The sequence below is a fragment of the Streptomyces sp. NPDC016562 genome, from assembly GCF_043076955.1.
In the GTDB taxonomy this organism is placed as follows: Bacteria; Actinomycetota; Actinomycetes; order Streptomycetales; family Streptomycetaceae; genus Streptomyces.
Map to the genome: position 1 here is coordinate 590,922 of NZ_JBIBRZ010000003.1, position 26,815 is coordinate 617,736.

The following is a 26,815-nucleotide window of genomic DNA, read 5'->3' on the forward strand; positions in this document are numbered from 1 at the left end:
AGCGGGGTTCGGGGCGGAGCCCCGGTCTTTCAGCCGCGCCGGCGTGTGGGGCGCGGGGTCTGGGGCGGAGCCCCAGGGGCCCGGGTGGGCGCGGCCCGCCGGCACGCCTACGCGCGGCCCAGGGGCCAGGCGACCGCCGCCGGGGTCTGGTCCGTCGCGCCCGCGTACTGCGCGCACGCGTCCGTCAGGGTCTCCAGGAGGGTGAGGGGGTCCGGGAGGGGGTGTTCCATGCCGCGCAGCCAGGTCACCGCGTGCTCACCGGGCAGGGCCGCCGGGGGGACCAGGACGTAGCTGCCGCGGCAGTGCCAGCGCAGGCCGGGGTGTTCGTCCATCGTCTCGGGGTGGCAGTCCAGTTCGCAGGGCCACCACTCGTCCTCGTCCTCGGGGGTGCCGCGCGTGGCGGTGAAGAAGAGCATGCGGGCCTGGTCGCCCGTGCCACCCGACTCGGCGACCGGACCGACCTCGATGCCGGCCTCCAGGAGGCGGGCGAGGGCGGCCGCGCCGGCTTCCAGCGGGACGTCCAGGACGTCGTGGACCATGCCGGTCGCGGTGATGAAGTTGGCCTGGGGCTGGCTGCGCGCCCATCGCTCGACCTGGGCGCGGTCGGTCGTGGACTGGGTCTGCCAGGCGAAGGAGACGGGGTGACGTGCGGGCGTCGGACAGCCGATCCGGTCGCACGAACACCGGTAACCGGCGGGATGGGCGGCGGGGGCGAGCGGCAGACCGGCGGCGGCGACGGCCAGGAGGAGCGCCTCGCGCTCGCGTCCGGGGTCCTCGGCGGTGGGTTTCTGCCGCCGGCGCAGCCACTGGGAAATCCTGCTCTGCTCGCCGCGTTTGACGCGGCCGGACTCAGACCCCATCTATCCCCTCACCTCACCGTATCCCCGGCGGACCTTCACATGGTCCCACCATCCTGCGCCTCAGGTGACCGCTCTTGACGACCGGGGCCCCGGGGATCGGCGGCAGGAAATCCCCACATACCCATAGAATCAGGCCATTTGGTCTCGACCGGCGGCCCGCGGCCGGCCGCTCAGCGGGCGGTGACGTTTGCCACCCCGCCGAGCACCCGGTCCACCAGCGCGTCGGTGTAAGCGTGCGTCAGGGGCGCCGTGCGCAGCAGCCAGCGGTACGTCAGCGGCCCCAGGAGCATCTCCACCGTCAGCCGCAGGTCCGTGTCCGGGGCGAGCTGACCGGCCTCCCGGGCCGTGCGCAACCGGGCTTCGTAGAGCGCGAGCTGCGGCTCCAGCAGCTGTTCGGTGAAGCGGGCGCCAAGCTCGGGGTCGGTGGCCCCGGCCGCCGTCAGGGCGCGCGCGGGGGCCTCGTACGCCTCGTCGTTGAACTCGTCCACCGTCGCCCGCAGCACCTGCTTCAGGTCCGCCGCGAGGTCCCCGGTGTCGGGGAAGCCGGTCCACGCGCCGTCCCGCTCGGCGTCCCCGGCGAGGGCCAGCGAGGCGTCGAGCAGGACGGCGGCCTTGGAGGGCCACCAGCGGTAGATGGTCTGCTTGCCGACGCCCGCGCGGGCGGCGATGGCCTCGATGGTCAGCTTGTTGTAGCCGACCTCCCCGACCAGGGCGAGGGCGGCGTCGAGGATGGCGCGGCGCGAGCGGTCGCTGCGGCGGGTGGCGTCAGGGGTCTTGGTCATGGCCCGAACGTACCAAAGCGAGACGTCTCGTCTTCCCGGGATCCGGTGAACCACCCGACCGGTCCACTGCGCCGCCCTGTTTGAGGAGAGACGATTCTCTCCAATACTCGACTCCGTACTCCAACCGAGTAGAGCAAGCCGTGTAAGTCGTGAGGAGCCTTCTTTGCGCAGAAACGCCACACCCCGGCGTTACCTGATGTGCCCACCCGCACACTTCAAGGTCACGTACTCCATCAATCCGTGGATGGACCCCACGAAACCGGTGGACCTGCCCCTCGCACTCGCCCAGTGGGAAGACCTGAGGGACCGCTACCGCGCCCTCGGGCACACCGTCGAGACCCTCGCGCCCGACCCCGAGCTGCCCGACATGGTCTTCGCGGCGAACGGCGCCCTGGTCGTCGACGGCAAGGTGCTCGGCGCCCGCTTCGCCCACCCGGAACGGACCGCCGAGGCCGGGCTCCACCTCGCGTGGTTCCGCAGCCACGGCTACCAGGACGTCCACGAGCCCTCCCACGTCAACGAGGGCGAGGGCGACTTCGCCGTCACGTCCACCTACATCCTGGCCGGCCGGGGCTTCCGCTCCAGCCCGCTCTCGCACGACGAGGCCCAGGAGTTCTTCGCCCGCCCGGTCATCGGCCTCGACCTGGTGGACCCGCGCTACTACCACCTGGACACGGCGCTCTGCGTCCTCGACGGCGACGAGATCATGTACTACCCCGGCGCCTTCTCGCCCGGCAGCCAGGGCGTGCTCAGGCGGCTCTTCCCCGACGCACTGATCGCCGAGGAGGCGGACGCGGCGGCCCTCGGGCTGAACGCGGTGTCCGACGGCCGGCACGTCGTGCTCCCGCAGGCGGCGACCGGACTGCTGGCGCCGCTACGGGACCGGGGGTTCGAGCCGGTCCCGATGGACCTGGGCGAGCTCCTCAAGGGCGGCGGCAGCGTGAAGTGCTGCACCCAGGAGCTGCGGCCCTAATCCGCCTGCGGCTCGGAGGGCGGGGGCCAGGCCTGGCCCCAGTCGGCGTCCCGGGCGGCCTTGTACAGGTCGCCGTGGCGCTTGGTCACGTTGACCCGGGTCAGGCCCTCGCCCTGCGGCCCGCACAGCTCCAGCAGGACCAGCCCCTTGCGGATCTGCGGCCTGCGCGTGATCCGGAAGGCGGCGGGCCCGGTCGGGAAGCGGGTCGCGGCGACGTAGCTGAACTTCTCGTCCTCGTACGGGAGCGAGCCGCCCTTGACCTGCCGGTGCAGGGAGGACCGGCTGACCCGCGCCGAGAAGTGGCACCAGTCCTGGCCGACCTCGATCGGGCAGGTCCCGTCGTGCGGGCAGGGCGCGGCCACCCGCAGCCCGGCGGCGATCAGCTGGTCGCGGGCCTCGCGGATGCGCAGGTAGCCCTCCGGCGTGCCCGGCTCGATCAGCACCACGGCCTGTCCGGCCCGCGCCGCCTCGGCGACGACCGCCGTACGGGCCTGCGGGGTCAGCTCGCCCAGCACGTACGAGACGGTCACCAGGTCGGCGTCGGGCAGGGCCAGACCGGAGCCGATGACGGCCCGGCGCCACTGCGCCGCGCGCAGCGCGGGGGAGGGCGAGGCGTCCGCGATCTCCTTGCCGAGCTTGAGCGCGGGCTCCGCCCAGTCCAGGACCGTGGTCTCGCGCGGGCCGTCCCAGGTGGCGTCCACCGCCCAGGTGGCCGCGCCCGTACCGCCGCCCACGTCCACGTGCGAGCCCGGCGTCCAGGCGGGCGCCGCCTCCGCGAGCCCGTCCAGCGCGGTCCGTACGGCCTCGAAGGTGGCCGGCATCCGGTACGCCGCGTACGCCGCGACGTCGGAGCGGTCGCGCAGTACGGGCGCGTTGGTCGGGGTCTGCCCCCGGTAGTTGGCGATGAGCCGCTCGACGGCGGCCGCGGCCTGCCTGGGCGGGAGGCCGTCGAGCAGACCGCCGAGGGCGGTGCGCAGGGTCTCGGCGGTGGTGGGGGCGGAGGCGTTCACCCACCGAGTTTACGGCGCGCCGCAGCCGGGCCCGTCGGCCGGGCTCCCGCGGGCCCAGGCCCGCGCGTACAGGTTTAAGCGGTGGCCTCGCGGGGCTGCCACGGGCGGCACAGGCTCAGGAAGGCGGTCACCGCCAGGAGGGCGCACACCAGCTGGACCACCGCCATCGGCACCGCCGTGTCCTCGCCCGCGATGCCCACCAGCGGGGAGGCGATCGCGCCGACCAGGAACGAGGAGGTGCCGATCAGGGCGGAGGCGGAGCCGGCCGCGTGCGGGGTGCGCATCAGCGCCTGCGCGTTGGTGTTGGGCAGCAGCACGCCCATCGCCGACATCAGCACGAACAGCGCGGCGGCGACCGGGGGCAGTCCGACCTCCCCGAACACGCCGGTGGACATCAGCAGCAGCGACACCGCGGCGGCCGTGACGATCCCGAGCCCGACGGCCAGGACCTTGTCCAGGCTGACCCGGCCGACCAGCAGCTTGCCGTTGACCTGGCCGACGGCGATCAGGCCGACGGAGTTGAGGCCGAAGAGGAGGGAGAAGGCCTGGGGCGAGGCCCCGTAGATCTCCTGGATCACGAAGGGCGAGGCCGATATGTAGGAGAAGAGCACGGCGAAGGCGAAGCCGCCGGTGAGGGTGTAGCCGGTGAAGACGCGGTCGGCGAGCAGGCCGCGCATGGTGTGCAGGGCGGATCCGACGCCGCCGGTGTGCCGCCGCTCGGGCGGCAGGGTCTCGCCGAGCCCCCGCCACACGACCAGCGTGAGCACGGTACCGACGCCGGTCAGGACGACGAACACCCCGCGCCAGTCGGACACGCGCAGCACCTGGCCGCCGATGAGCGGCGCGATGATCGGGGCGGTCCCGGATATGAGCATCAGGGTGGAGAAGAAGCGGGCCATCTCGACGCCGTCGTACAGGTCGCGCACGACGGCCCGCGCGATGACGATCGCGGCCGCTCCGGCCAGGCCCTGGAGCAGGCGGAAGGCGATCAGCATCTCCGCGCTCGGGGCGAGGGCGCAGATCGCGGTGGCCAGGACGTAGACGACCATGCCGACGAGCAGCGGACGGCGCCGGCCCCACTTGTCGCTCATCGGGCCGATGACGAGCTGGCCCAGGGCCATGCCGGCGAGGCAGGCGGTCAGCGTGAGCTGGATGGTCGCGGCCGGGCTGTGCAGGGCGTCGGTGACCTGCGGCAGGGCCGGCAGGTACATGTCCATGGACAGCGGGGGCAGGGCCGTCAGCCCGCCGAGTACGAAGGTGACCAGCAGGCTGGTGCGCCGGGCGGACACCAGGGGTGTGGAGGCGGAGGCAGACGTGGGCGATGCGGGCGACGAGTCCTGCGAGGCGGCCGTCGCGGGGCCTCTTTCCGACATGCGGGACTCCCGTCCTCTCAGCTGCTGCACGCACCCCCGACCGACCCATGCTCTCAGCAATCGGAACGTCCGGGGACCGGGGCGCCGTGTGACGTACCCTGCGGCCCCATGGACGAACCTACGAAGAAGATCGCCGTGGTCACCGGCGCCGGCTCCGGGATCGGCCGCTCCGTGGCGCTGGCCCTGGCCGCCGCGGGCTGGGCCGTGGCCGTGGCCGGCCGCCGGACCGAACCGCTGGAGGAGACCGCGAAGGCGGCCGGGGCCGGCGCCGACGTGCTGTGCGTACGCGCCGACGTGAGCGACCCGGACGACGTGACTCGGCTGTTCGAGTCGGTGCGCGCGCACTACGGGCGCCTGGACCTGCTCTTCAACAACGCGGGCACCTTCGGGCCCGGCGGGGTCCCCCTGGAGGACCTCACCTACGAGGCGTGGCGCTCCGTCGTGGACGTCAACCTCACCGGCGCCTTCCTGTGCGCGCAGGCCGCCTTCCGGCAGATGAAGCAGCAGAGCCCGCAGGGCGGGCGGATCATCAACAACGGCTCCATCTCGGCGCACGTGCCCCGCCCCCACTCCATCGCCTACACCGCGACCAAGCACGCGATGACCGGCCTGACGAAGTCCCTGTCGCTGGACGGGCGGCCCTACCGCATCGCCTGCGGCCAGATCGACATCGGCAACGCGGCGACCGAGATGACCGAGCGCATGCAGACCGGCATCCTCCAGGCCAACGGGCAGCTGGCCGTGGAACCGGTGATGGACGCCGCCGACGTGGCCCGTACGGTCCTGCACATGGCCGAGCTCCCGCTGGAGGCGAACGTCCAGTTCGCGACGGTGATGGCCACCGCGATGCCGTACATCGGGCGCGGCTGAGGAACCTCGTTGCGCGCCCGCGCGAAGGCGGCAGATCATGAACGGATGACCGATACCGAGGTACTGCGCTACACCGCCTTCTCGCATGACCCGGCAGGCGGCAATCCCGCCGGGGTCGTGCTCGACGCGGCCGGGCTGGACGACGCCGCGATGCTGGAGATCGCCGCCGGGCTGGGCTACAGCGAGACCGCCTTCCTGACCGCGCCCCCGGAGGGTCTGGGCGGCCCCGAGGGCCGGTCCTTCACCGTGCGCTACTTCAGCCCCAAGGCAGAGGTCCCCTTCTGCGGGCACGCCACGGTCGCCACGGCCGTGGCGCTGGCCGAGCGGACCGGTCCCGGCGAGCTGCTCTTCGCCACCCCGGCGGGACCCGTCCCCGTCGACGTCGTCGCGGAGGCGGACGGACGGCTGCGCGCCACGCTGACCAGCGTCGAACCGCACACCGAGGAGATCGCCGCCGCCGACCTCGCCGAGGCGCTCGCCGCGCTGGACTGGCCGCAGGCCGACCTGGACCCGGCCTTCCCGCCCCGGATCGCCTTCGCCGGAGCCCGCCACCTGGTGCTCGGCGCCGCCACCCGGGCCCGGCTCGCCGACCTCGCGTACGACTTCGCCCGGCTGGAGGCGCTGATGCGGCGCCTGGACCTCACCACCGTGCAGCTGGTGCACCGGGCGGGCCCGGCGGAGTTCCACGTACGGGACCCCTTCCCGGTCGGCGGCGTCGTCGAGGACCCGGCCACGGGAGCCGCCGCGGCCGCCTTCGGCGCGTACGCGCGCGAGCTGGGCCTGGTCCCGCAGGACGCCGTGCTCACCCTGCACCAGGGCGAGGACATGGGGCGGCCGGGGGTGCTCACGGTGGAGCTGCGCGCGGGCGACTCCCGCGTGCGGGTGGGGGGCGGGGGCGTACGGATCGCGTGAGCGCGAGCACCCGCCGTGGAGGGAGGCCGGTGCGGCTCCGCTGCCGGGGCTCCGCCCCGGACCCCGCGCCTCAAACGCCGGCGGGGCTGAAGTGCCGCTGTGGGGGCTCCGGCCCGGACCCCGTGTCTCACAGGCCGGCGGGGCTGAAGTGCCGCTGTGGGGGCTCCGGCCCGGACCCCGTGTCTCACAGGCCGGCGGGGTTGAAGTGCCGCTGTGGGGGCTCCGGCCCGGACCCTGCGCCTCACATGTCGGTGGGGCTGCGTTGGACGGTATGAGGGTGTTCGGGTGGGCTGAGGCGGGCGTGCCCGCTGAGGTGGCCGCGCAGGTCGCTCGGCTGGAGGCCGAGGCCTGGCCGGGGGCTTCGCCGGGGCACGACCCGGCGCTGGCGCCGCGCGCGATGCTGCTGGTCGACGCCGACGGCGCCGTGGCCGCCTCCCTGGCGCTGCTGTTCAAGGAGGTCCCGCTCGCGGGGCGGACGTACCGGGCGGCCGGACTGAGCGCGGTCGTGACGCGGGCCTCGCTGCGCGGCCGCGGGATCGGCGGCCGGCTGGTCGCCGCGGCCCGCGCGGCGCTCGCGGCGGAACCGGGCCTGGACCTGGCACTGTTCAGCTGCGACCGGCCGCTGGGCCCGTTCTACGAGGCGGCCGGGTTTGAACCGCTGCCCTCCACCGTCCTGGTGGGCGGGACCCCGCACGAGCCCCTCGCCACGGACGCCCCGGGCTTCGACAAGACGGTCATGGCCGCCTTCTTCTCGGACACCCCCGAGCGGGACCGGGCGGCCTTCACGGGCGCCCGCGTCCCGCTGTACCCGGGGAGCGTCGACCGGCTCTGGTGACCGGACGCGCCGCTCAGCCGGCCTGGGTGGCCTGCGCCGGCTGCGGCTGCGCGGCCGGCGGGCGGCGGTCGAGGAGGAACAGCGTCAGCACGGGGACCAGGTACAGCGCCCACACCGTCAGCTGGAGGACGGTGGGGTCCGGCTGGAAGTTGAAGACCCCCTTGAGCAGGGTCCCGTACCAGCTGTCCGGCGGGACGGCCGCGCTGACGTCGAAGGCCCGGTCGTTCAGACCGCCGAGGAAACGCGCCTCCTGGAGGTCGTGGACGCCGTACGCGAGCACGCCCGCGGCCACGATCACCAGCATGCCGCCGGTCCACGTGAAGAACTTCGCCAGATTGATCTTCAGGGCACCCCGGTAGAAGAGGTACCCCAGCACGATCGCCGTCGCGATGCCCAGCAGGACCCCGATCAGCGGCGCCGAGGAGCCCTCCCCGCTCGCACGCACCGACGCCCACACGAACAGCGCCGTCTCCAGCCCCTCGCGGCCGACGGCCAGGAACGCGGTGGCGACCAGCGCACCGGTGCCCATCGCGAGCGCCGTGTCGAGCTTGCCGTGCAGCTCGGCCTTCAGATGCCGCGCGGTGCGCTTCATCCAGAAGACCATCCACGTCACCAGACCCACCGAGATGATCGACAGGCTGCCGCCGAGCAGCTCCTGCGCCTCGAAGGTCAGCTCCTGCGTGCCGAACTCCAGCATGGCGCCGAAGGCCAGCGAGAGCCCGCAGGCGATCGCGATGCCGAGCCACACGGGACGCAGGGCGTCCCGGCGCTCCGTCTTCACCAGGTACGCGACCAGGATGCAGACGACCAGGCTGGCCTCCAGCCCCTCGCGCAGGCCGATCAGATAATTGCCGAACACGGCGGTTCCTTCTCTCGGGCTGACTTACGCGAACAGCGTCCGGCCCCACCAGTCGTCCTTGTCGCGGACGCCCGGCGGGACGGCGAATATCGCCGAACCCACGTGCTGGATGTATTCGTTGAGGACGTCGGCCTTGGCCAGCTGGCGCTGGATCGGGACGAAGCCCTTGCGGACGTCGCGCTGGTAGGCGAGGAAGAACAGGCCCGCGTCGAGGCGGCCCAGGCCGTCCGTACCGTCGGTGAAGGAGTAGCCGCGGCGCAGGATCGTCGCGCCGTTGTTCGTGTCCGGGTGCGCGAGGCGGACGTGCGCCTCGGGCTTCATCGCCTTCAGGAACGGCTCGTCGCGCTCCTTCGACTTGCCGACCGGGGCACCCTCGCCCTTGTCGCGGCCGAAGATGTCCTCCTGCTCGCGCAGCGGGGTGCGGTCCCAGATCTCGATGTTCATCCGGATCCGCCGGGCCACCAGGTACGAGCCGCCGGTCATCCAGTCGCTGCCGTCGCCGGGGCCGACCCACACGTGCTTGTCCAGGGCGGCCTTGTCGGTGCCGGAGATGTTCCGGGTGCCGTCCTTGAAGCCCATCATGTTGCGCGGGGTCTGCTCGTCGGGCGTGGTCGACGAGGTCTTGCCGAAGCCCAGCTGCGACCAGCGCACCGCGGTCTTGCCGAAGCCGATGCGGGCAAGCTGGCGGATGGCGTGCACGGCGACCTGCGGGTCGTCGGCGCAGGCCTGGACGCAGATGTCGCCGCCGGAGCGGGCCGGGTCCAGGTTGTCGCCGGGGAACAGCTCCAGGTCCACCAGCGCCTCGGGGCGCTTGCCCTCCAGCCCGAACCGGCCCTTGGCGAACAGGCCCGGACCGAATCCGATGGTCAGGGTGAGGCGGGAGGCCTTCAGGCCCAGGGCCTCGCCGGTGTCGTCCGGCGGGGCCTCCGGGAGGCCGCCGAAGCCGCCCTCGCCGACGGGCCGGCCGGCCGTCATCAGGCGGGCGGCCTCGGTCCACTCCTTGAGGAGCTCGATCAGCTCCTCGCGGCTCTTCGTCTTCACGTCGAAGGCCGCGAAGTGCAGACGGTCCTGCACGGGGGTGGCGATGCCGGCCTGGTGCTCACCGTGGAACGGCACGGCCGCCCCGGCGGCAGCGGCCGAGACCATGTCCGGCCCGCCGCCCAGGGCGGCCGCCGCGCCGCCGGCCGCGGCCGCGCCGAGCGCGAGCCCGGCACCGCCCCAGCCCAGGACGGTGCGGCGCGAGGGCGCGGTGGCCGTCGCCGGCTCGCCGGCGCCGGGCTGTTCGGCCTGCGCCTGCGTCTGGGTCTGCGTCTGCGGCTCCTGCTGCGCCGCCGCCTGCGGCGTGGGCTCGGTCATCGCGCTCTCCCGCCTCCTCGTCCCCGTACCGTTACTTCGTGACCGCGGCGGCGAGCTTGGAGAGCGGCTCACCGAGGGCGCTGACGCCGTCCGAGAGCTCCTTGCGCTCCGGGTCCCCGACCTGCTCGTACGAGGTGAACTCGTAGGAGGTCTTGTCCGCGCGGTACTTGTCCAGCAGCGTGTTCATCGCCGCGAACTGGGTGTCCAGCTGCTTGACGAGCTCCGGGTCGTTCTTCGCGGCGATGGCCTTCAGGACCTCGTACGCCTTCTCCGCGCCCTCGACGTTGGCCTTGAAGTCGACCAGGTCGGTGTGGGAGTAGCGCTCCTCCTCGCCCGTGACCTTGCCGGTCGCGACCTCGTCCAGGAGCTCCTTGGCGCCGTTGGCGATCGAGGAGGGGGTGATCTCGGCCGTGCCGACCTTCTTCTCCCAGTCGGTCAGGTCCGCGATCAGGGTGTCGGCGAGCTTCTTGTCGTTGTCGTCGATCTTCTTGTCGACCCACAGGGACTTCTCCAGGCGGTGCCAGCCCGTCCAGTCCTTCGCCGGGTCCTGGCCGGCCTCCAGGCCGTCCTCGCGCACGTCGACCTTCGGGTCGATGTCACCGAAGGACTCGGCGACCGGCTCGGTGCGCTCCCAGCCGATGCGGGACGGCGCGTACGCCTTCTTCGCGGCCTCCAGGTCGCCGGCCTTGACCGCGTCCGCGAAGGCCTGGGCCTTGGGGAGGGTCTCCTGGGCCTGCGTGACCACGTACTGGCGGTAGGCGGCGACCGCGGCGTCCGCCTCGGGGCTGCGCTTGTCCTCGGCGGCGCCCTTGCCGGTGGCCTTGACCTTCTGGGCGATGCCGTCGCCCTTCATGCCGGGCTTGCAGACGATCTCGTAGTCGCCCGCCTTGATCTCGGCGGTGATGGAGGCCTTGGTGCCGGGGCCGATGTTCTCGCGCTCCGTCACGATGCGGGCGTCCGGGAAGAGGACGTAGACCTCGGTGACCTTGGAGCCCTTGTTCTCGACGTCGATCTGGACCTTGCCCGCCGGGAACTCGGTCGCGGAGACCTCGCAGGCGGTGTCGGAGGCGGCCACCTTGATCGCGCCGTCGCCGCCCGCGTCGCTCTTCTCGGAGCAGCCGGTGACGGCGGTCAGGGCGGCTGCCACGGAGGCGGCGGCGATGACGGTGAGGCGGGCGGGGCGCATGGGGGCTCCTGGGCGTCGGACGAGGGGGCCGTCCCAAGGGGGATCAGGCCGGTGAGGCGGACCTAACTTAACCGAGCCTTACCTCAGTCATACCCACTCGTACAGTGATTCAGCTCTCACCTTTTGTGGACGGATACGAGCCAGTCACGGTCGTTTCACGCCAACCCCATGGTCGGGTCAAGAGGGAGTCAAGCCCTGGTGACCGTTCCGTACTGCGGAAGGGCGGGTCGCGGAACTATCGGTTCCGCGGACGGGGACCACCAGCGGGGCGCCCGTGCGGGGGTGCGCGAGCACCTCCACGGGCTGCCGGTAGACCCGGCTCAGCAGCGCGCCGTCGAACACCTCGCCGGGAGGGCCGTCCGCGGCGATCCGCCCCTCGTGCAGGACGGCGGCCCGGTCCGCGTAGGCGGCGGCCAGCCCGAGGTCGTGCAGGACGACGACCACCGCGTCCCCGGCCGCGGCCCGCTCCCGGCAGATGCGCAGCACGAGCTCCTGGTGGCGCAGGTCCAGGGCGGCGGTGGGCTCGTCGAGCAGCAGCAGCGGGGTCCGCTGGGCCAGTACGCGGGCCAGCGCGACCCGGGCGCGCTCGCCGCCGGAGAGGGCGGAGAAGGGGCGCGCGGCGAAGGTCGTGACCTCGGTGGCGGCCATGGCGGCGGCCACCGCCTCGTCGTCGTGGTCGGCGCAGGCGGTGCCGGCCCAGGGTGCGCGGCCCATCCGTACGACCTCCTCCACGGGAAAGGGGAAGGCCAGTACGGCCGACTGGGGGAGTACGGAGCGGCGCAGCGCGAGGTCCGGGGCGCTCCAGTCGCCCACCGGGCGGCCGTCGATCCGGATCTCGCCGGAGGTGGCGGGAAGGTCGGCGGCGAGTGCGGCCAGAAGGGTGGACTTGCCGGCGCCGTTGGGGCCGACCAGGGCCAGTACCTCGCCGGAGCGCGCGGTCAGGTCGATGCCGGTGAGGACCTCGCGGTGGCCGAGGTGGAGGTGGAGGGCGGTGGCTTGGGCGAAAGGGGTGCCGGGGGTGGGGCGGGGGGGTACGGGGCGGGCGGTGCGGGTGAGGCGGGCAGTGCGGGTGGTTCGGGCGGTGCGGGTGGTTCGGGCGGTGCGGGTGGTGAGGGAGAGGAGGCGGGTCAGGGGGTTTGTGGGGGTGCGGCCGGGGGTTCTGGCCGGGGTGGGTGGGCCGGGCGGGCTCGTGGGGCTCATGCCCAGCCTCCTTGCTTGCGGCGGGTGCGGCGCAGCAGCCAGAAGAAGAACGGGCTGCCGAGCAGGGCGGTCAGGACGCCGAGCGGCAGTTCGGCGGGCTGGGCGAGGGTGCGGGCGGCCAGGTCGCCCGCGACCAGGACCACGGCGCCGGCGAGGGCGCTGCCCGGGATCAGGAAGCGGTGGCCCGGGCCGTGGGCCATGCGCAGCAGGTGCGGGACGAGCAGGCCGACGAAGGTGATGACGCCGGCGACCGCGACGGCGGCGGCGGTGAGCAGCGCGACGACCAGGATCAGGGCGAGGCGCAGCCGTTCGACGTCGACGCCGAGGTGGCGGGCGGGCCGCTCGCCCAGGGAGAGCAGGTCGAGCCGGCGGGCGTAGAAGGGGGCGACGACGAGGCCGGCGAGGGCGCAGGGCAGTACGGCGAGCACCTTGGGCCAGGTGGCCTGGGCGAGGGAGCCGAGCTGCCAGAAGGTGATCTGGTTGACCTGGCCGCTGTCCGCGAAGAAGACGAACAGGCCGATGAGGGCGCCGGCGAAGGCGTTGACGGCGATGCCGGTGAGGATGAGGGTGACGACCTCGGTCCTCCCGCCGTTGCGGGAGAGGAGGTACACCGCGCTGACGGTGACCAGGCCCGCGACGAACGCGCAGGCCGTGACGGTCCAGTTGCCGAGGAAGGTCAGGCCGAGGGCGATGGCGGCGACCGCGCCGACGGCTGCGCCGGCCGAGATGCCGATGACGCCTGGCTCGGCGAGGGGGTTGCCGAAGACGCCCTGCATGAGCGCGCCCGCGCAGCCGAGGCTGGCGCCGACGAGCAGGGCGAGGGCGATGCGGGGCAGGCGTACGTTCCACAGCACGCTTTCGCCGACGCGGTCCAGGGGGGCGCCGCCGAGGCCCAGGCGGTGCTGGGCGGAGGTGAGGACGTCGGGGAGGGGGATCTCGTAGGCGCCGGTTCCTGCGGAGAGCAGGGCGAGGAGGAGCAGGGCGGTGGTGAGGGCGGTGGTGAGGGCGGCGGTGGCGGTCAGGGGGGCGCGGCGGTGAGGCTTGCCGGGGTCTGCCGGGGGCTGTGCGGCAGGCGTCGGCGGGGCGGGGGTGGGGCCGGTTTCGGCGGGGCCGGGCGCGCGCCGGGGCGTCTCCTCGGGCGCCGAACGTGACGAGGGGTCGGAGGGTGCGGCGGCGGTGCGTTCGACGCCCTGCGGGGAGCGCCCCGACACACACCCGACCCCACCGAAACCGGCCGGGGTGGTGCCCTGCGGGAAGCGCCCCGGCACCCGCCCGGCTCCGCCGGGACCGGCCAAGGTGGTCCCGGGTGAAGTGGTCCCGGGTGGGGTGGTGTCCGGTGAGGGGTTGGGGAGTGCGGCGGGGGTGTGTTCGGCGTGCTGCGGGGAGCGGCCCGGCGCATGACCGGCTCCGCCGGGACCGGGCGGGGTGGTGCCCGGTGGGGTGTCGGTGGGTGCGGGGGGCTCGGAGCTGCGGGTGTGCAGGGGGTCTTGGAGGGCCACCTCAGGCGGCCTTGTTGTGGAGTTGGGTGATCAGGGAGGTGAGGACCTGGTCCGTGCGGGGGCCGTAGTTGAGGAGGACGCCGTCGTCGATCGTGAGGACGCGGCGGTCCATGCCGGCCGGGGTCTGCGCGACGCCCGGGATCTTCACCAGGCCGTCGACGCCGCCGACCGAGTCGAGGCCCTTGGACATGACGAGGATGGCGTCGGGGGCGGCCGCCGCCAGGGCTTCGCTGGTGATCGGGGTGAAGTCCTTGCCGAGGCCCGACTCCTTGCCGGTGTCGATCGCGCCGGCCGCTTCGAGGAGGGAGGCCGCGCCGGAGTCCGAGCCGCCCAGGAGGTAGACGGACGCGGTGCCGCGGAGGTAGAGGAAGGCGACCCGGGGCTTGTCGGTGGCCGGAACGTTCTTGCGGGCGGCGGCGATCCGGTCCGCGGTGCGCTGGTTGAGGGCGGCGCCGGCCTCCGGGACGCCCAGGGCGGCGGCGACCGTGCCGATGCGTTTCGGTACGTCGTCCAGGGACTTGGCCGGGGCCACCACCAGGACGGGGATGCCGGCGTCGCGGATCTGGCGGACCGCTTCGGCCGGGCCGCTGGTGGTCTCGGCCAGCACGAGGGTCGGGCGCAGCGACAGGACGCTCTCCGCGGACACGTCGTGGCCTCGGGTCACCACCGGGAGCGCGGCGGCCTGTTCGAAGGTGGCCGTGATGTCCCGGGCCACCACCCGCTCGCCGAGGCCGAGGGTGTGGACGATCTCGTTGAGGCTGCCCGTCAGCGGGACGATCCGGTCCGCGGACGTGACGGTGACCGGAGTGCCGTCCATGGAGGGCACGGTGACGGGGAGGGCGGGTACGGGAGCCGGGGTGAGGGGTTCCACCCGGTCCGGGGCGGCGGCGGGGCGCGGGGACGCGGACGGGGTGCCGGCGCAGGCCGTCAGCGCGAGTGACAGGGCTGCCACGGCGAGGGCGAGACGGGGGAAGCGGTGTGCGGCGGGGGGCGAAGGCACGAGGGCACCGTCCTGATGTTCCGGGGACCGGGGGGTTACGAACCCGACCGGAGGTAGCTTAGGTTAGCCTAACCTTGCTTTGCCAGACCCTGGAGGGGACGTTCATGTCCGTGAGACCCGTCCGTGCGTTCGCCGTCGCCCTGTTGGCGGCCCTGGTGGCGGTCCTGCTCCCGGCCACCGCCGCCCGGGCGGGCACCGTACAGGGGGGTCGGCTCGACTGGGGCGTCAAGTCGTCCTTCCAGAGTTATGTCACCGGGCCGGTGGCGAAAGGCGCTTTCAAGCTGAAGGGCGGCGCCGCGACGGTCGGCGGCAGCCTGTTCCGGTTCCACTCGGCGGCCGGTTCGTATGACGCCACCTCCGGAGCGTTCGAGGCCTCGTACGCGGGCGGGGTGACCTTTCAGGGGCACCAGAGGCCCGACGGCTCCTACGACTTGGACATGACCGTCAGCCGGCCCACCGTCAGGATCAGTGGCGGCAACGGCACGTTGTACGTGGACGTCTCCAGCAAGGCCAAGGGCACCGGCGCGGTCACGAGCCGGGCCCAGGTGCCCTTCGCCACCCTCGGCCTCGCCGGCGTCACGATGAAGGGCGGGGTGAGCCCGCTCAGCCTCACCAACATCCCGGCCACGCTCACCGCGGAGGGTGCCGAGGCCTTCGCCGGCTACTACGCGGCCGGGGCGCAGCTCGATCCCCTCTCGCTCTCCGCCGATGTGAAGGCGGCCCCGGCCCCCTCGCCGTCGGCCCCGCCGAGCGCCACGGCCGAGAGCCCCCGGGGCGGCTTCGCCGACGCCGCCGTCGACTGGGGGGTGCGCCGCACCTTCCGTGAGTACGTCACCGGCCCGGTCGGGCAGGGCGCCTGGAGCCTCACCGAGGGGGCCCGGGACGGCGGCGCGCTGTTCCGCTTCCCGCAGGGCAAGGGCGCGTACGACGCACAGAAGGGCACGCTCGACGCGGCCTTCGCCGGCAGCGTCCACTTCACCGGCGCCCAACTGGACCTCAAGCTCGCCCGGGTGAGCGTCACGGTGGAGGGCGGCAAGGGGGTGCTCCGCGCCGACGTCACGACCGGCGGCGAGACCAAGAGCGCCGTCGCGCTGGTGGAGTTCGACGCCAAGGGGCTGAAGACCGAAGGCGCGCTCGCCGTCCTCAGCGAGGCGCCGGCCACCCTGACCGAGGACGGCTCGCGCGCCTTCGCCTCCACGGCCCCCACGTCCCTGTACACGGCCGGCACCGAGATGGACCCCGTCTCGCTCGCGATCGCCCTCGACTCCACCGCCCGGCTGCCGGCCCTCCCCGACCTGGGCTCCACGCCCGCGCCCGCGGCGGCCCCGAGCGCCGAACCGGAGCCCGCCGCGGAGGCCGGGACGTCCTCGCGCGCCGGGCTGTACGCGGCCCTGGGCCTGGCCGTCCTGGTCCTGGCCTGCGGCGCCGGCCTCCTGGTCGTGCGCGCACGCCGCCGTAGCGCCGCCGCCCGCCCCTCCGACACCCCCTGAACCTTCCTCCCGTACCCCTCCCGTCACCTCAGGAGCTTCCAGCGATGCTGTCCCACCGCCGCCCGATCGCCCTCGCCGCCGCCGTCCTGACCGCCGCCGCGATCGGCGCCACCGCCCTCGTCCTGCCCGCCACCGCCGCGGGCCCCCCGGCCGAACCGATGAAGATCGTCGGCGGCTCCCTCGACTGGGGCGTCCTCGCGAGCTACCGGGCCTACGTGACCGGCATGGCCAAGGGCTCCATCACGGTCGCCGACGGCGCCCGGCAGAACGAGGACGGCAGCCTGCGCTTCGGCGAGCCGACCGGCCAGTACGACCCCGCCGGCGGCCACGTGGTGAAGGCGGCCTTCAAGGGCAGCGTCACCTTCTCCTCGCCGGCCCCGCCGACCGGGCACGGCTTCGAGGTCACGCTCTCGGACTTCCGCATCGACACCGGTACCAGGAAGCTCACCGCGGACGTCACCAAGGGCGGCGCCACGGCCCAGGACGTGCCGCTGGCCGCGGTGGCCTTCGCGGGGCAGTCGATGGCCAACCTGGGGACCACGCTCACGAAGGAGGCCGCGGACGCACTCGGTTCGCCGGGCTACGAGAACAAGGCGGGCGACCCGCTGACCGCGAAGCTGGAGTTCGAGAAGCCCGCCCCGACCCCGACCCGGCCCACGCCGACCCAGCCCACCCCGACCGCCACCGCGCCCACCTCGGCGGCGCCCACCACCCAGCAGCCCACCGGCCGGCCCGCCACGCCGGCCGACGGCGTGCAGAAGGTCCTCAGCGGGAAGCTGACCTGGGGCGTGAAGGAGTCCTTCCGCAGGTACGTGCTGAGCGCGGGCTCCATCACCCCGGCCGGCGGCGCCGCCAAGAACGGCGCACTCTTCGACTTCGCCTTCGGCACGGGCGAACTGGACGTCGGCAAGCAGAAGCTGAGCGCCTCCTTCCAGGGCAGCCTGCGCTTCCAGTACGCCGCCCACGGCGTCGACATGACCTTCGGCAACGCCCGCGTCGAGGCCACCGGTACGACCGGCACCCTGTACGTGGACGTCACGAACGCCTCCGGTAGCAAGGCGGCCGTCCCCTTCGCCACGCTCGACCTGTCCAAGGCGGACTACAAGACCAAGGGGGGCGTGCTGACACTCCCGGCGGTACCGGCGGTGTTCACCGCCGAAGGCGCGGCGAGCTTCGCCAACGCCACCACCGGCTCCCCGTACAAGGCGGGCGACGCGCTCGACCCGCTCGCCCTCTCCGTCGCGGTGGACAAGGACGCGGTGCTGCCGACCACCGGCGCGACCCCCGCCCCCACCGCCACGACGGTCACCACGACCGGCGGTACGGGCGGCAGCGTGGGCGGCGGCTCCGTCGGCGGGAACCTCGCCGCCACCGGCTCGGAGGTCCCCGCCGGAGCCCTCCTCGCCACCTCCGGCGCGGTGGTCGCGGCCGGCGCCGGCGCGGTGTTCCTCGCCCGCAGGCGGCGCGCCGACCTGGTCTGAGCCGTGCTTCAATTCCCGCGTGAACGATCTCGACGTGCTGAAGGTCTTCTGCGCGGGTGACGGCCGCCACGGCAACCTGCTGGGTGTCGTACGCGACGGCCGTACCTGCCCCGACGACGCGGCGCGGCAGGCGCTGGCCGCCGAACTCGGCTACAGCGAGACGGTGTTCGTCGACGACCCCGAGCGCGGGGTCGTCGACATCCGCACCCCCGGCACGCGGATGTCCTTCGCCGGACATCCGCTGGTCGGGGTCGCGTGGCTGCTGGACATCGAGGAGCTCCAGCCGCCGGCCGGCTCCGTATGGGCCCGCGACGACGGGGAGTTCACCTGGATCACCGCCCGCCCCGAGTGGATCGAGGGCAAGCGCACCGAGCAGTACGGGTCCGTCGCCGAGGTCGAGGCCCTGCCGGCCCCGCCCCCGGGCGAGGGCTGGCTGTACGCCTGGGCCTGGGAGGACGAGGCGGCGGGCCGCGTGCGGGCCCGCGGGTTCCCGCGCCGCCCCGACGGGGTCATCACCGAGGACGAGGCCACCGGATCGGCGGCGATCCTGCTGACGGCGCAGCTGAACCGCGCCCTGAACATCACCCAGGGCGCGGGCTCCCAGCTCCTGACCGCCCCCGGACCCGACGGGACGGTCGAGATCGGCGGCCGCGTCCGCTTCGCGCCGAGCCTCGACTAGGTATCCCGCACAGGAGAAGTGAGTACGCGGGCGCTGACGCTGTCCCCGGTCGCCGCGGTGCCATGGCGTCATGACGAAGACTTCGGCGCCCCGGCACCCCGACGAGCGGCGGCAATGGCTGCCGGTGGCGGCGATGTTCACCGTCCTGGCCCCGGCGGCCGCGTGGCTCGGCCAGGCGACCTCCTACCTGCCTCGGATCCCGTACCCGTTCGCCCTGTTCTACGTCCTCCCGCTGGTGATGGTGGCCGGCACCTGGATCCCGCCCCGGACCGACCTTCAGCGCAGGAGGCGCCTCGCGCTGGGGAGCATCGGCTGCCTCCTGGCCTTCCTCTACCCCCACGCGTTCCTCGTCACCGTGCTCACGCTCTGGGCGTTCTCGGGGGGCTGAAACGGCCGCGGGCCGCCCCGGAGGGGCTACGCGCTCAGCGGGAACCGTTCGCCCAGCTCGCGGAAGACCGCCCCGTTGAAGTCGAAGGCGCGCTTGCACTCGTCGACGATGCGCTGCTTCTCCAGGTCGTCCGCGGCGATCGCGTCCAGCAGCTCGCGGTACGTCCGCTTGAAGGCCGCCGGGTTGGCGATGTCCGCGAAGACGTAGAAGCGCACGCCGTCGCCCTTGCGCGCGAAGCCCCAGGTGCGCTCGGCCTTGTCGCGGATGATCTGGCCGCCGGAGAGGTCGCCCAGGTACCGGGTGTAGTGGTGGGCGACGTATCCGCCCGGCCACTCGGCCGCGCACCGCGCCACCCGGGAGGCGTACGCCTCGGTCGCGGGCAGCGCCGTGACGCCCTCGCGCCAGTTCGGGCCCCGCAGGTGGGCGAGGTCGCGTTCGAGCTCCGCGACGCGCATCAGCTCGGGCCGGATGAAGGGGCCGGCCACCGGGTCGTCCTTGAGGGACTCGGCCGCGTCCTCCAGGGCCCGGTACACGAACCACAGTTGCTCGGTGTAGCGCGTGTACGCGTCCACGCCGAGCCGTCCGCCCAGCAGGTCGCTCATGAAGCTCGACGTCTCCGCTTCGGTGTGCTGTTCGTGCGAGGCGACGCGGATGACCGTAGAGAAGGCGTCCAAGGCGGACCTCCAGACAGAGGAAACGGGCGCGGCGGCAGTGCCGCCACGCCCGATCCTCCTACTTAGGTTTGCCTAAGTCAATGCGTTGCCGACGCCTTGTCGGTAAAACGCCGGCCGGTTACGGAAGGGTCAGGATCTCCGCCCCGGAGTCCGTGACGACCAGCGTGTGCTCGAACTGGGCCGTGCGCTTGCGGTCCTTGGTGACGACCGTCCAGCCGTCCTCCCACATGTCGTACTCGTGGGTCCCCAGGGTCAGCATCGGCTCGATGGTGAAGGTCATCCCGGGCTCGATGACGGTCGTGGCGTGCGGGCTGTCGTAGTGCGGGATGATCAGGCCGGAGTGGAAGGAGGAGTTGATGCCGTGGCCGGTGAAGTCACGGACCACGCCGTAGCCGAAGCGCTTCGCGTACGACTCGATGACCCGGCCGATGACGTTGATCTGGCGGCCCGGCTTCACCGCCTTGATGGCCCGGTTCAGCGCCTCGCGGGTGCGCTCCACCAGCAGGCGCGACTCCTCGTCCACCTCACCGCACAGGTACGTGGCGTTGTTGTCGCCGTGCACCCCGCCGATGTACGCGGTCACGTCGAGGTTCACGATGTCGCCGTCGCGCAGGACGGTGGAATCGGGGATGCCGTGACAGATGACCTCGTTCACGGAGGCGCACAGCGACTTCGGGAAGCCGCGGTAGCCGAGCGTCGAGGGGTAGGCGCCGTGATCGCACATGTACGCGTGGGCGACCCGGTCGAGCTCGTCGGTGGTCACCCCCGGCGCGATCAGTTTGGCGGCCTCCTCCATCGCCTGGGCGGCGATCCGGCCGGCGATGCGCATGGCTTCGATGGTCTCGGCCGACTGCACCTCCGGTCCGGTGTACGGCGTGGGCGCGGGCTTGCCCACGTACTCGGGCCGGCGGATGTTTCCGGGAACGGAACGGACGGGGGAAAGCTCGCCTGGTACGAGCAGCGACTGGCCAGACATGCAAGCGAGTGTATCCAGCGGTGATGGGGCAGCATGGCGGCAGAGAGCGGTTGCAGCGGTATCGAGAGGAGCCCGACAGCGATGGCCCTGTTCAAGAAGCGCCAGGTGGGCAAACCGGGCGAGTGGTACTACTGCCTGGTCCACCAGAAGGTCGAGGAAGGCCCCGAGTGCCCGGCCAAGGACCGGTTCGGTCCCTACGAGAGCCGCGAGGAGGCCTCCCGCGCCATGGCGACGGCGCAGGAGCGCAACCTGGAGTGGCAGAACGACCCCAAGTGGAACGACGCGTCCCGCGAGGAGGACGAGGGCTCCGCGCCCTGACCGGAGCCGCCGCGCGGCCGGCCCCGGCAGCGGGGCCCGCGCGCGGCTACCAGCGGGTGGGCGGTGGCGCGGTCAGCTGGTCGACCAGCCGCGCCAGCCGGTCCCGCAGCCGGCGCGGCCCGCGCTGCACCGGCAGGCCGGTGTTCTCGCCGGCCGCCGCGCTGACCAGGTGCTGGACGGTGTCGAGGTCCAGCTCGGCGGCGCCGTCCGGCACCGACAGCGCCTCGTGCGCCAGCGTGCCCAGATCCGGGTCCCCGCCGTCCAGGGACAGTACGGTCGCCCCCGCCCGCCGGGCGTCGTGGACCCGCTCCAGCAGCCCCTCGCCGGGCTCCCCGGGCGCCACCACCAGCAGGGTGTGTCCGCGCCGGGCCGCCTCCAGCCTGCCCAGGCCCACCGACAGGTGCGCCGGCTCCCCGGGCCGCACGTGGTGGCGTACGAGCGTGGGCGCCAGCTCCGGCAGGCCCGACCAGGCGGCCTCGTCCACCAGGTGCGCCGCCAGGTGCCAGGGCTCGTAGCGCTCGGTCCCCACCAGCAGCAGGTTGCCGCCTGCCGGCACGACGGAGCGGCGCAGCGATCCGGCGAAGCGGCGGGCGGCGCCCGGCCACTGCGTACCGGCGAGCACCTCGCGCAGCAGCGCGACCCTCACGGCGTCCATGCCGGAATCCTGCACCATCGGAGGGGCGCGGGGGAGCGGTTCCCTCCGGTCCGCCGCGCCGGGTTCCCGTCCTCCCGTCCCGCCGCCCTCCCCGCGCCCGTCCCTTCGGCTGTGGGCTACCCGGCAGTACCCTCGCCCCCATGACTTCCTCAGACAACACGCAGAAGCCGCCGGCGAAGGATCCGTGGGACCTGCCCGACGTGTCCGGGCTCGTCGTCGGCGTCCTCGGCGGCACCGGCGACCAGGGCCGGGGCCTGGCCTACCGGCTCGCCCGGGCCGGCCAGAAGGTGATCATCGGCTCCCGCGCCGCCGACCGTGCGCAGGCCGCGGCCGACGAGCTGGGCCTGGGCGTGGAGGGGGCGGACAACGCCGCGTGCGCGCGCCGCAGCGACATCGTCATCATCGCCGTGCCGTGGGAGGGCCACGCCAAGACCCTCGAAGCGCTGCGCGAGGACCTCGCGGGCAAGCTCGTCGTGGACTGCGTCAACCCGCTCGGCTTCGACAAGCAGGGCGCCTACGCCCTCCAGGTCGAAGAGGGCAGCGCCGCCCAGCAGGCCGCGGCCCTGCTCCCGGACTCCCGCGTCACGGCGGCCTTCCACCACCTGTCGGCGGTGCTGCTCCAGGACGAGTCGATCGAGGAGATCGACACCGACGTGATGGTGCTGGGCGAATCCCGCGCCGACACGGACCTCGTCCAGGCCCTGGCCGCCCGTATCCCCGGCATGCGCGGGGTCTTCGCGGGCCGCCTGCGCAACGCCCACCAGGTCGAGTCCCTGGTCGCCAACCTGATCTCCACCAACCGCCGCTACAAGGCCCACGCGGGCCTGCGCGTCACGGACGTCTGAGCCCGCCGACCGCCACCCGCCGCCCGTACGCCACCCGTACGGCGGAGGACCCCGACATCCCGGACGCCCCGGCCGGGACATCCTTACGGCAGCACTGCGGGGCATGGGGGACACTGGACGGGCTCGACCCCGTTCCGTGTTCCCGAGGAGCCCTCCCCATGCCCCGCCTTGCAGTCTTCGCCGTCGTCGTGTGCGTCCTCGCGGTGGCCGCGGCCGTCGTCGCCTTCGTGGACGGCAGCCTCCTCGGGATCGTCTGGGTGCTGCTGGCCGGCCTCACGTCCAACATGGCCTGGTACTACCTGCGCAAGGCGAAGGCCGAGAAGGCCGCGCGCGCTTCCTGAGTGAGCGGCGCCGGTGCCCGGCAGGCCTTACGGGGCCGTGCAGAGGCCCTCGCCCTCCTGCCAGAAGCGGTAGAGGTCGCGGCCGCAGTAGGTCTCCAGGTCCGAGACGCCCAGGCCCGACAGCACGCCCTCCACCACGTCGAAGAAGAACGCGTTCACCTCCGGGATCCACAGCAGCGCGAAGACGGCGATCAGTCCGAACGGCGCCAGCGGCGCCACCTCCCGGCGCACGTTGTACGACAGCCACGGCTCGATGACCCCGTAGCCGTCCAGGCCCGGGACCGGCAGGAAGTTCAAGATCGCCGCCGAGACCTGGAGCAGCGCCAGGAAGGCGAGCGCGTAGCGGAACGCCATCGGCACCCCGTCGAGGGCGTCCAGCCAGAACGGCGCCGTGCAGACGACGGCGAACGCCACATTGGTCAGGGGGCCCGCCGCCGAGACCATGCTGTGCTTCCAGCGGCCGCGGATCCGGTCACGCTCGATGTAGACGGCGCCGCCGGGCAGGCCCAGCCCGCCCAGGATCACGAAGAGCACCGGCAGGACGATGCTCAGCAGCGCGTGCGTGTACTTGAGGGGATTCAGCGTCAGGTAGCCCTTGGCGCCGACCGAGATGTCACCGCCGTGCAGGGCGGTGCGGGCGTGCGCGTACTCGTGCAGGCACAGGGAGACGATCCACGCGGACGTCACGAACAGGAACACCGCGAGCCCGATGCTCGTCGCGTACCGCGTCCACACCGCCCAGCCGGTGACGGCCATGACGGCGAGAATGCCGAGGAATACCGAACTGATCTGCCGCTCGCCGCGGCTGCCCTGGTGACCCATGCCCGGAAACCTATCCCGGGGCCCTGGCGGAAATCGGTTCGGGGCCGGGACCGGGTCCGGTGACAATGGGCCGGTGCGTTACGCGATTCTCGGCACCACCCAGGCCATCCAGGACGACGGCACCACCGTCGCCGTCGGCGGAGCACGCCTGCGGGCGCTCCTGACCGCGCTCGCACTGCGACCGGGGCGCGTGGTCCCGGCGCACCTGCTCGTCGCCCAGGTGTGGGACGGCGACCCGCCGGCCGACGCGGTGGCCGCCCTGCAGGCGCTGGTCGCCCGGCTGCGGCGGGCGCTGGGGCACGCGGCCGTGCGCTCCGCCGAGGGCGGCTACCAGCTGGCCGCCGAGCGCGAGGACGTGGACCTGTACCGCTTCGAGCGGCTGGTCCGGGACGCGGCCGCGGCGCCGCAGCCGGCCGAGGCGGCCGCCCTGTACGAGGAGGCCCTCGCCCTGTGGCGCGGCCCGGCCCTCGCCGACCTGCCCGACCCGGCCGCGGAGGCCGCGCGCTGGGAGGCCGTACGGGCGGACGCGCGCCGGGGCCGGCTCGCGGCGGCCCTGGCCCTGGGCGAGGTGGAGCGGTCCCTGCCGGAGCTGACCGCGCTGTGCGCGCAGCAGCCGCTGGACGAGCCGTTGCAGGCGCTGCGGATCCGGGCCCTGCGCGACGCGGGACGCCCGGCGCAGGCCCTGGCCGCCTACGACACCGTCCGCCGCGAGCTCGCCGACCGCCTGGGCACCGACCCGGGACCCGCCCTGCGTGCCCTGCACGCCGAACTCCTGAGCCCGCCGGCCGCCGCCGGGCCCGCGGCGGACGCGCCGCCCCCGGCTCCGGCGCCCGCCGACTGCGCGGCCGCCTCCGGCCAGGGGAACCTCCGGGCGCGGCTGACCACCTTCGTCGGACGCGAGGACGACATCCGCGTCATCGGGGACGACCTCGCGCGAGCGCGGCTCGTCACGCTGCTGGGCCCCGGCGGGGCCGGCAAGACCCGGCTGTCCCAGGAGGCCGCGGAGGCCCACGAGGCGCGCGGCGACTGGCCCGACGGGGTGTGGCTCGTCGAGCTGGCCCCCGTCGACGACCCGGAGGACGTGGCCGAGGCGGTGCTCGCCGCGCTCGGCGCCCGGGAGACCAAACTGCGCGGCGCCGCCGCCGAGGAGCTGCGGGCGCTCACCGACCGCGCCGGGGACGATCCCCTGAACCGCCTCGCCGAGCACTGCGCCCGGCGCCGGATCCTGCTGCTGCTCGACAACTGCGAACACGTCATCGGCGCGGCCGCCGAGCTCGCCGAGCGGCTCCTCACCCACTGCCCCGGCGTGCAGATCCTGGCCACCAGCCGCGAACCCCTCGGCGTACCGGGGGAGTCGCTGCGCCCGGTGGAGCCGCTGCCCGACCCGATCGCGCTGCGGCTGCTCGGTGACCGCGGGGCCGCCGCCCGGCCCGGGTTCACCGTGGACGAGGACCCGGAGGCCGCCGCCGAGATCTGCCGCCGCCTCGACGGTCTGCCGCTGGCGATCGAGCTGGCGGCGGCGCGGCTGCGGCTGCTGACCCCGCGCCAGATCGCGGACCGGCTCGACGACCGCTTCCGGCTGCTGACCAGCGGAGCCCGTACGGTCCTGCCCCGCCAGCAGACCCTGCGGGCCGTCGTCGACTGGTCCTGGGACCTGCTGGACGCGTCCGAACGGGCCGTCCTGCGCCGCCTGTCGGTCTTCGCCGGCGGCTGCGACCTGGCCGCCGCCGAGGCCGTCTGCGCGCAGGGGTCCCTCGACGTGGCCGACGTCCTCGGCTCCCTCGTCGACAAGTCCCTCGTCGTCGCCACCCCCGGACCCGACGGCTCCGGCATGCGCTACCGGCTGCTGGAGACCGTCGGCGAGTACGCCGCCGAGCGCCTCGCCGCCGCCGGCGACGACCGGGAGGACACCGGACGCCGCCACCTCGTCCACTACCGCGAACTGGCCCGCGCCACCGAGCCCCTGCTGCGCGGCCACGGCCAGCGGGCCGCCGCCGACCGCCTCGCCACCGAGTACGAGAACCTGCGTACGGCCCTGCGCCGCGCCGTCGCCACCCGCGACGGCGAGGAACTGCTGTGCCTGATCCACTCCATGGGCTGGTACTGGCACATGCACGACCAGCGCGCCGAGGCCCGGCACTGGGCCGACGCGGCCGCCACCCTCGGACCCAACCCCTTCCTGGCGCCGCTGACCCCCGCCGAGCCGGTGTACGAGCGGCTCGTCGACTCGCCCCCGCCCTACAGCGGCGAGCTGCTCGCCGAGGGCTGGCGCGCCGTCCACCTGGTCCGGCTGGCCTCCCGGGACCAGACGAACGCCACCTGGGACAGCCCCGAGGTGCGGGTCCAGATCGACGGGGTGCTGGCCACCTACCGGCCCGGACTTCCGCAGACCTGCCGGACCCCCGGCTCCCTGTGGATCTACGCCGTCATGATCGCGGGCGACCCCGGGCTGCTCAAACGGGTCGTCGACGAGACCGTGGAATCCGCCCGCGCCCTCGGCTACCGCTGGGAACTGGCCTCCGCGCTCCAGCTGCGCGCCAACATCCTGGCCAACCGCGCCGACTGGGCGGGCGACGCCTCCCGCGACGCCGACGAGAGCCTGGCCCTCTTCCGCGAGCTCGGCGACGCCTGGGGCTGCGCCGAGGCGCTCTCCGCCCGCGCCGAGTCCCGCGAGAAGCGTGGCGAGTACGGGCCGGCCGCCCGGGACTACCGCGAGGCGATCGCCTACGCCGAACGCCTCGGCGCCAAGGCGCAGGTGACCGTCCTGCGCGTACGGATGGCCGGGACGCTCACCGAGGCGGGCAGGATGGAGGAGGCCGAGCAGATCCTCACCGAGGTCACCGCCACGGTGCAGCGGTTCGGCAACGAGGCCATGCCCGCCGCCCGAATGTTCCTCGCGGGCATCCTCGGCCGCACCGGCCGGATCCCCTCGGCGCGCAAGCAACTGCAACTGCTGCGCGACGAGTTCGCCTTCGGCGCCTTCGCGGTCTTCGACGGCTTCCTCCTCGGGACGATGGCCTGGCTGGACAACCAGGAGGGCCACCACGAGGAGGCCCGCGAGCGGCTGCGGCAGGCCATGACCTCCATCCAGGATCCGATGGCGCGGATGGTGGCCCCGCAGATGCCGGCGATCTACCTGATGACCGCGGCCGTCTCCCTGAGCTCGCTCGGCGGCCCGCAGCGGGCGTACGACGCCGCCCGGCTGATCGGCGCCTACGGCGCCCACCTGCCGCCCGGGCACTTCCCCGTCACCACGGAACGCGAGGACCGCGCCCTCGCCGAGAAGCTGGCACGGTCGGCGCTCGGTGACCGCGCCTACGAGGAGGCGTACGCCGAAGGCGGCGGCCTCACGCTGGAGGAGGCCACCGCCCTCATCTGACCCGGCCCCCGGCCGGTGTCCGTCCGGGACGCGATCCGGAACGGATCGGTCC

At 73.8% G+C, this 26,815-nt stretch carries 25 protein-coding genes and 1 pseudogene; 12 read left to right on the top strand and 14 right to left on the bottom strand.

Features of this window, described 5'->3' with window-relative positions; translation table 11 throughout:
- Positions 1 to 107 precede the first annotated feature (107 nt).
- Together ACF059_RS17835 and ACF059_RS17840 are read right to left on the bottom strand one after the other, a co-directional pair.
- On the bottom strand, positions 108 to 860 hold the full coding sequence (locus ACF059_RS17835) for a bifunctional DNA primase/polymerase (protein ID WP_360897864.1): 753 nt from the start codon (positions 858 to 860) through the stop codon (positions 108 to 110).
- A 170-nt stretch (positions 861 to 1,030) separates the two neighbouring features.
- Positions 1,031 to 1,642: a TetR/AcrR family transcriptional regulator gene (locus tag ACF059_RS17840; RefSeq protein ID WP_392057819.1), complete on the bottom strand. Its 612-nt coding sequence runs from the start codon at positions 1,640 to 1,642 to the stop codon at positions 1,031 to 1,033.
- A 103-nt stretch (positions 1,643 to 1,745) separates the two neighbouring features.
- Between ACF059_RS17840 and ddaH the strand changes: the two genes are divergently transcribed.
- The gene (gene ddaH, locus ACF059_RS17845) at positions 1,746 to 2,615 is read left to right on the top strand and encodes a dimethylargininase (RefSeq protein ID WP_392058157.1); all 870 of its coding nucleotides are present in this window, start codon (positions 1,746 to 1,748) and stop codon (positions 2,613 to 2,615) included.
- On the opposite strand, the gene ACF059_RS17850 is transcribed toward ddaH, so the two are convergent.
- Together ACF059_RS17850 and ACF059_RS17855 are read right to left on the bottom strand one after the other, a co-directional pair.
- Positions 2,612 to 3,625 carry a small ribosomal subunit Rsm22 family protein gene (locus tag ACF059_RS17850; RefSeq protein ID WP_392057821.1) on the bottom strand — a complete coding sequence of 338 codons (1,014 nt, stop codon included), beginning with the start codon at positions 3,623 to 3,625 and terminating at the stop codon, positions 2,612 to 2,614. The genes ddaH and ACF059_RS17850 overlap by 4 nt on opposite strands.
- A gap of 74 nt (positions 3,626 to 3,699) precedes the next feature.
- A complete protein-coding gene (locus ACF059_RS17855) occupies positions 3,700 to 4,998 on the bottom strand; it encodes a multidrug effflux MFS transporter (RefSeq protein ID WP_392057824.1) in 1,299 nt (432 codons plus the stop codon).
- Positions 4,999 to 5,106: 108 nt separating this feature from the next.
- Here ACF059_RS17855 and ACF059_RS17860 point away from each other — a divergent pair, with 108 nt between their 5' ends.
- From ACF059_RS17860 to ACF059_RS17870, 3 genes are all read left to right on the top strand, one after another.
- On the top strand, positions 5,107 to 5,868 hold the full coding sequence (locus ACF059_RS17860; RefSeq protein WP_392057827.1) for an SDR family oxidoreductase: 762 nt from the start codon (positions 5,107 to 5,109) through the stop codon (positions 5,866 to 5,868).
- 45 nt (positions 5,869 to 5,913) lie between these two features.
- Entirely contained in the window at positions 5,914 to 6,780 is an 867-nt protein-coding gene (locus tag ACF059_RS17865) for a PhzF family phenazine biosynthesis isomerase (protein ID WP_361953087.1), read from the top strand.
- Positions 6,781 to 7,081: 301 nt separating this feature from the next.
- Positions 7,082 to 7,615 (top strand): GNAT family N-acetyltransferase, encoded by a 534-nt coding sequence (locus tag ACF059_RS17870; protein WP_392057830.1) that lies wholly within the window; start codon positions 7,082 to 7,084, stop codon positions 7,613 to 7,615.
- Between the two features lie 13 nt (positions 7,616 to 7,628).
- Here ACF059_RS17870 and efeU read toward each other — a convergent pair whose 3' ends face one another.
- The 6 genes and pseudogenes from efeU to ACF059_RS17900 form a co-directional block, all read right to left on the bottom strand.
- Positions 7,629 to 8,474 carry an iron uptake transporter permease EfeU gene (gene efeU / locus ACF059_RS17875; protein ID WP_392057833.1) on the bottom strand — a complete coding sequence of 282 codons (846 nt, stop codon included), beginning with the start codon at positions 8,472 to 8,474 and terminating at the stop codon, positions 7,629 to 7,631.
- A 24-nt stretch (positions 8,475 to 8,498) separates the two neighbouring features.
- Positions 8,499 to 9,830, bottom strand: coding sequence for an iron uptake transporter deferrochelatase/peroxidase subunit (gene efeB, locus ACF059_RS17880; RefSeq protein WP_392057836.1), 1,332 nt, complete (start codon positions 9,828 to 9,830; stop codon positions 8,499 to 8,501).
- A gap of 31 nt (positions 9,831 to 9,861) precedes the next feature.
- Entirely contained in the window at positions 9,862 to 11,016 is a 1,155-nt protein-coding gene (gene efeO / locus ACF059_RS17885) for an iron uptake system protein EfeO (protein ID WP_392057839.1), read from the bottom strand.
- Positions 11,017 to 11,193: 177 nt separating this feature from the next.
- Complete coding sequence (locus tag ACF059_RS17890) at positions 11,194 to 12,216, bottom strand: heme ABC transporter ATP-binding protein (protein WP_392057842.1); 1,023 nt, start codon at positions 12,214 to 12,216, stop codon at positions 11,194 to 11,196.
- Positions 12,213 to 13,295 (bottom strand): annotated as a pseudogene (locus ACF059_RS17895) (FecCD family ABC transporter permease); the annotation flags it as partial. The pseudogene ACF059_RS17895 and the gene ACF059_RS17890, both read right to left, overlap by 4 nt.
- Positions 13,296 to 13,716: 421 nt before the next feature.
- Positions 13,717 to 14,715 (bottom strand): hemin ABC transporter substrate-binding protein, encoded by a 999-nt coding sequence (locus ACF059_RS17900; RefSeq protein ID WP_392057845.1) that lies wholly within the window; start codon positions 14,713 to 14,715, stop codon positions 13,717 to 13,719.
- Positions 14,716 to 14,819: 104 nt separating this feature from the next.
- On the opposite strand from ACF059_RS17900, the gene ACF059_RS17905 reads away from it, so the two are divergent.
- The 4 genes from ACF059_RS17905 (at position 14,820) to ACF059_RS17920 (ending at position 18,753) form a co-directional block, all read left to right on the top strand.
- Complete coding sequence (locus ACF059_RS17905; RefSeq protein WP_392057848.1) at positions 14,820 to 16,205, top strand: HtaA domain-containing protein; 1,386 nt, start codon at positions 14,820 to 14,822, stop codon at positions 16,203 to 16,205.
- 44 nt (positions 16,206 to 16,249) lie between these two features.
- A complete protein-coding gene (locus ACF059_RS17910) occupies positions 16,250 to 17,686 on the top strand; it encodes an HtaA domain-containing protein (RefSeq protein ID WP_392057851.1) in 1,437 nt (478 codons plus the stop codon).
- A 19-nt stretch (positions 17,687 to 17,705) separates the two neighbouring features.
- Positions 17,706 to 18,365: a PhzF family phenazine biosynthesis protein gene (locus tag ACF059_RS17915; RefSeq protein WP_392057854.1), complete on the top strand. Its 660-nt coding sequence runs from the start codon at positions 17,706 to 17,708 to the stop codon at positions 18,363 to 18,365.
- Positions 18,366 to 18,435: 70 nt separating this feature from the next.
- Positions 18,436 to 18,753 carry a hypothetical protein gene (locus ACF059_RS17920; RefSeq protein ID WP_392057857.1) on the top strand — a complete coding sequence of 106 codons (318 nt, stop codon included), beginning with the start codon at positions 18,436 to 18,438 and terminating at the stop codon, positions 18,751 to 18,753.
- Positions 18,754 to 18,779: 26 nt separating this feature from the next.
- On the opposite strand, the gene ACF059_RS17925 is transcribed toward ACF059_RS17920, so the two are convergent.
- Together ACF059_RS17925 and map are read right to left on the bottom strand one after the other, a co-directional pair.
- The gene (locus ACF059_RS17925) at positions 18,780 to 19,427 is read right to left on the bottom strand and encodes a heme oxygenase (biliverdin-producing) (protein WP_392057860.1); all 648 of its coding nucleotides are present in this window, start codon (positions 19,425 to 19,427) and stop codon (positions 18,780 to 18,782) included.
- A 118-nt stretch (positions 19,428 to 19,545) separates the two neighbouring features.
- Positions 19,546 to 20,403, bottom strand: a complete 858-nt coding sequence (gene map / locus ACF059_RS17930; protein WP_360897889.1) for a type I methionyl aminopeptidase — start codon at positions 20,401 to 20,403, stop codon at positions 19,546 to 19,548.
- Between the two features lie 81 nt (positions 20,404 to 20,484).
- On the opposite strand from map, the gene ACF059_RS17935 reads away from it, so the two are divergent.
- A complete protein-coding gene (locus ACF059_RS17935) occupies positions 20,485 to 20,721 on the top strand; it encodes a hypothetical protein (RefSeq protein ID WP_360897891.1) in 237 nt (78 codons plus the stop codon).
- A 46-nt stretch (positions 20,722 to 20,767) separates the two neighbouring features.
- On the opposite strand, the gene ACF059_RS17940 is transcribed toward ACF059_RS17935, so the two are convergent.
- Positions 20,768 to 21,376, bottom strand: a complete 609-nt coding sequence (locus tag ACF059_RS17940; protein WP_392057863.1) for a hypothetical protein — start codon at positions 21,374 to 21,376, stop codon at positions 20,768 to 20,770.
- A gap of 140 nt (positions 21,377 to 21,516) precedes the next feature.
- Between ACF059_RS17940 and npdG the strand changes: the two genes are divergently transcribed.
- Both npdG and ACF059_RS17950 read left to right on the top strand, forming a co-directional pair.
- Positions 21,517 to 22,221: an NADPH-dependent F420 reductase gene (gene npdG, locus ACF059_RS17945; protein ID WP_360897894.1), complete on the top strand. Its 705-nt coding sequence runs from the start codon at positions 21,517 to 21,519 to the stop codon at positions 22,219 to 22,221.
- A gap of 158 nt (positions 22,222 to 22,379) precedes the next feature.
- Complete coding sequence (locus ACF059_RS17950) at positions 22,380 to 22,562, top strand: hypothetical protein (RefSeq protein WP_392057866.1); 183 nt, start codon at positions 22,380 to 22,382, stop codon at positions 22,560 to 22,562.
- 27 nt (positions 22,563 to 22,589) lie between these two features.
- On the opposite strand, the gene ACF059_RS17955 is transcribed toward ACF059_RS17950, so the two are convergent.
- Positions 22,590 to 23,384: a site-2 protease family protein gene (locus ACF059_RS17955; RefSeq protein WP_392057869.1), complete on the bottom strand. Its 795-nt coding sequence runs from the start codon at positions 23,382 to 23,384 to the stop codon at positions 22,590 to 22,592.
- Positions 23,385 to 23,457: 73 nt separating this feature from the next.
- Here ACF059_RS17955 and ACF059_RS17960 point away from each other — a divergent pair, with 73 nt between their 5' ends.
- On the top strand, positions 23,458 to 26,763 hold the full coding sequence (locus ACF059_RS17960; RefSeq protein WP_392057872.1) for a BTAD domain-containing putative transcriptional regulator: 3,306 nt from the start codon (positions 23,458 to 23,460) through the stop codon (positions 26,761 to 26,763).
- Positions 26,764 to 26,815: the final 52 nt, after the last annotated feature.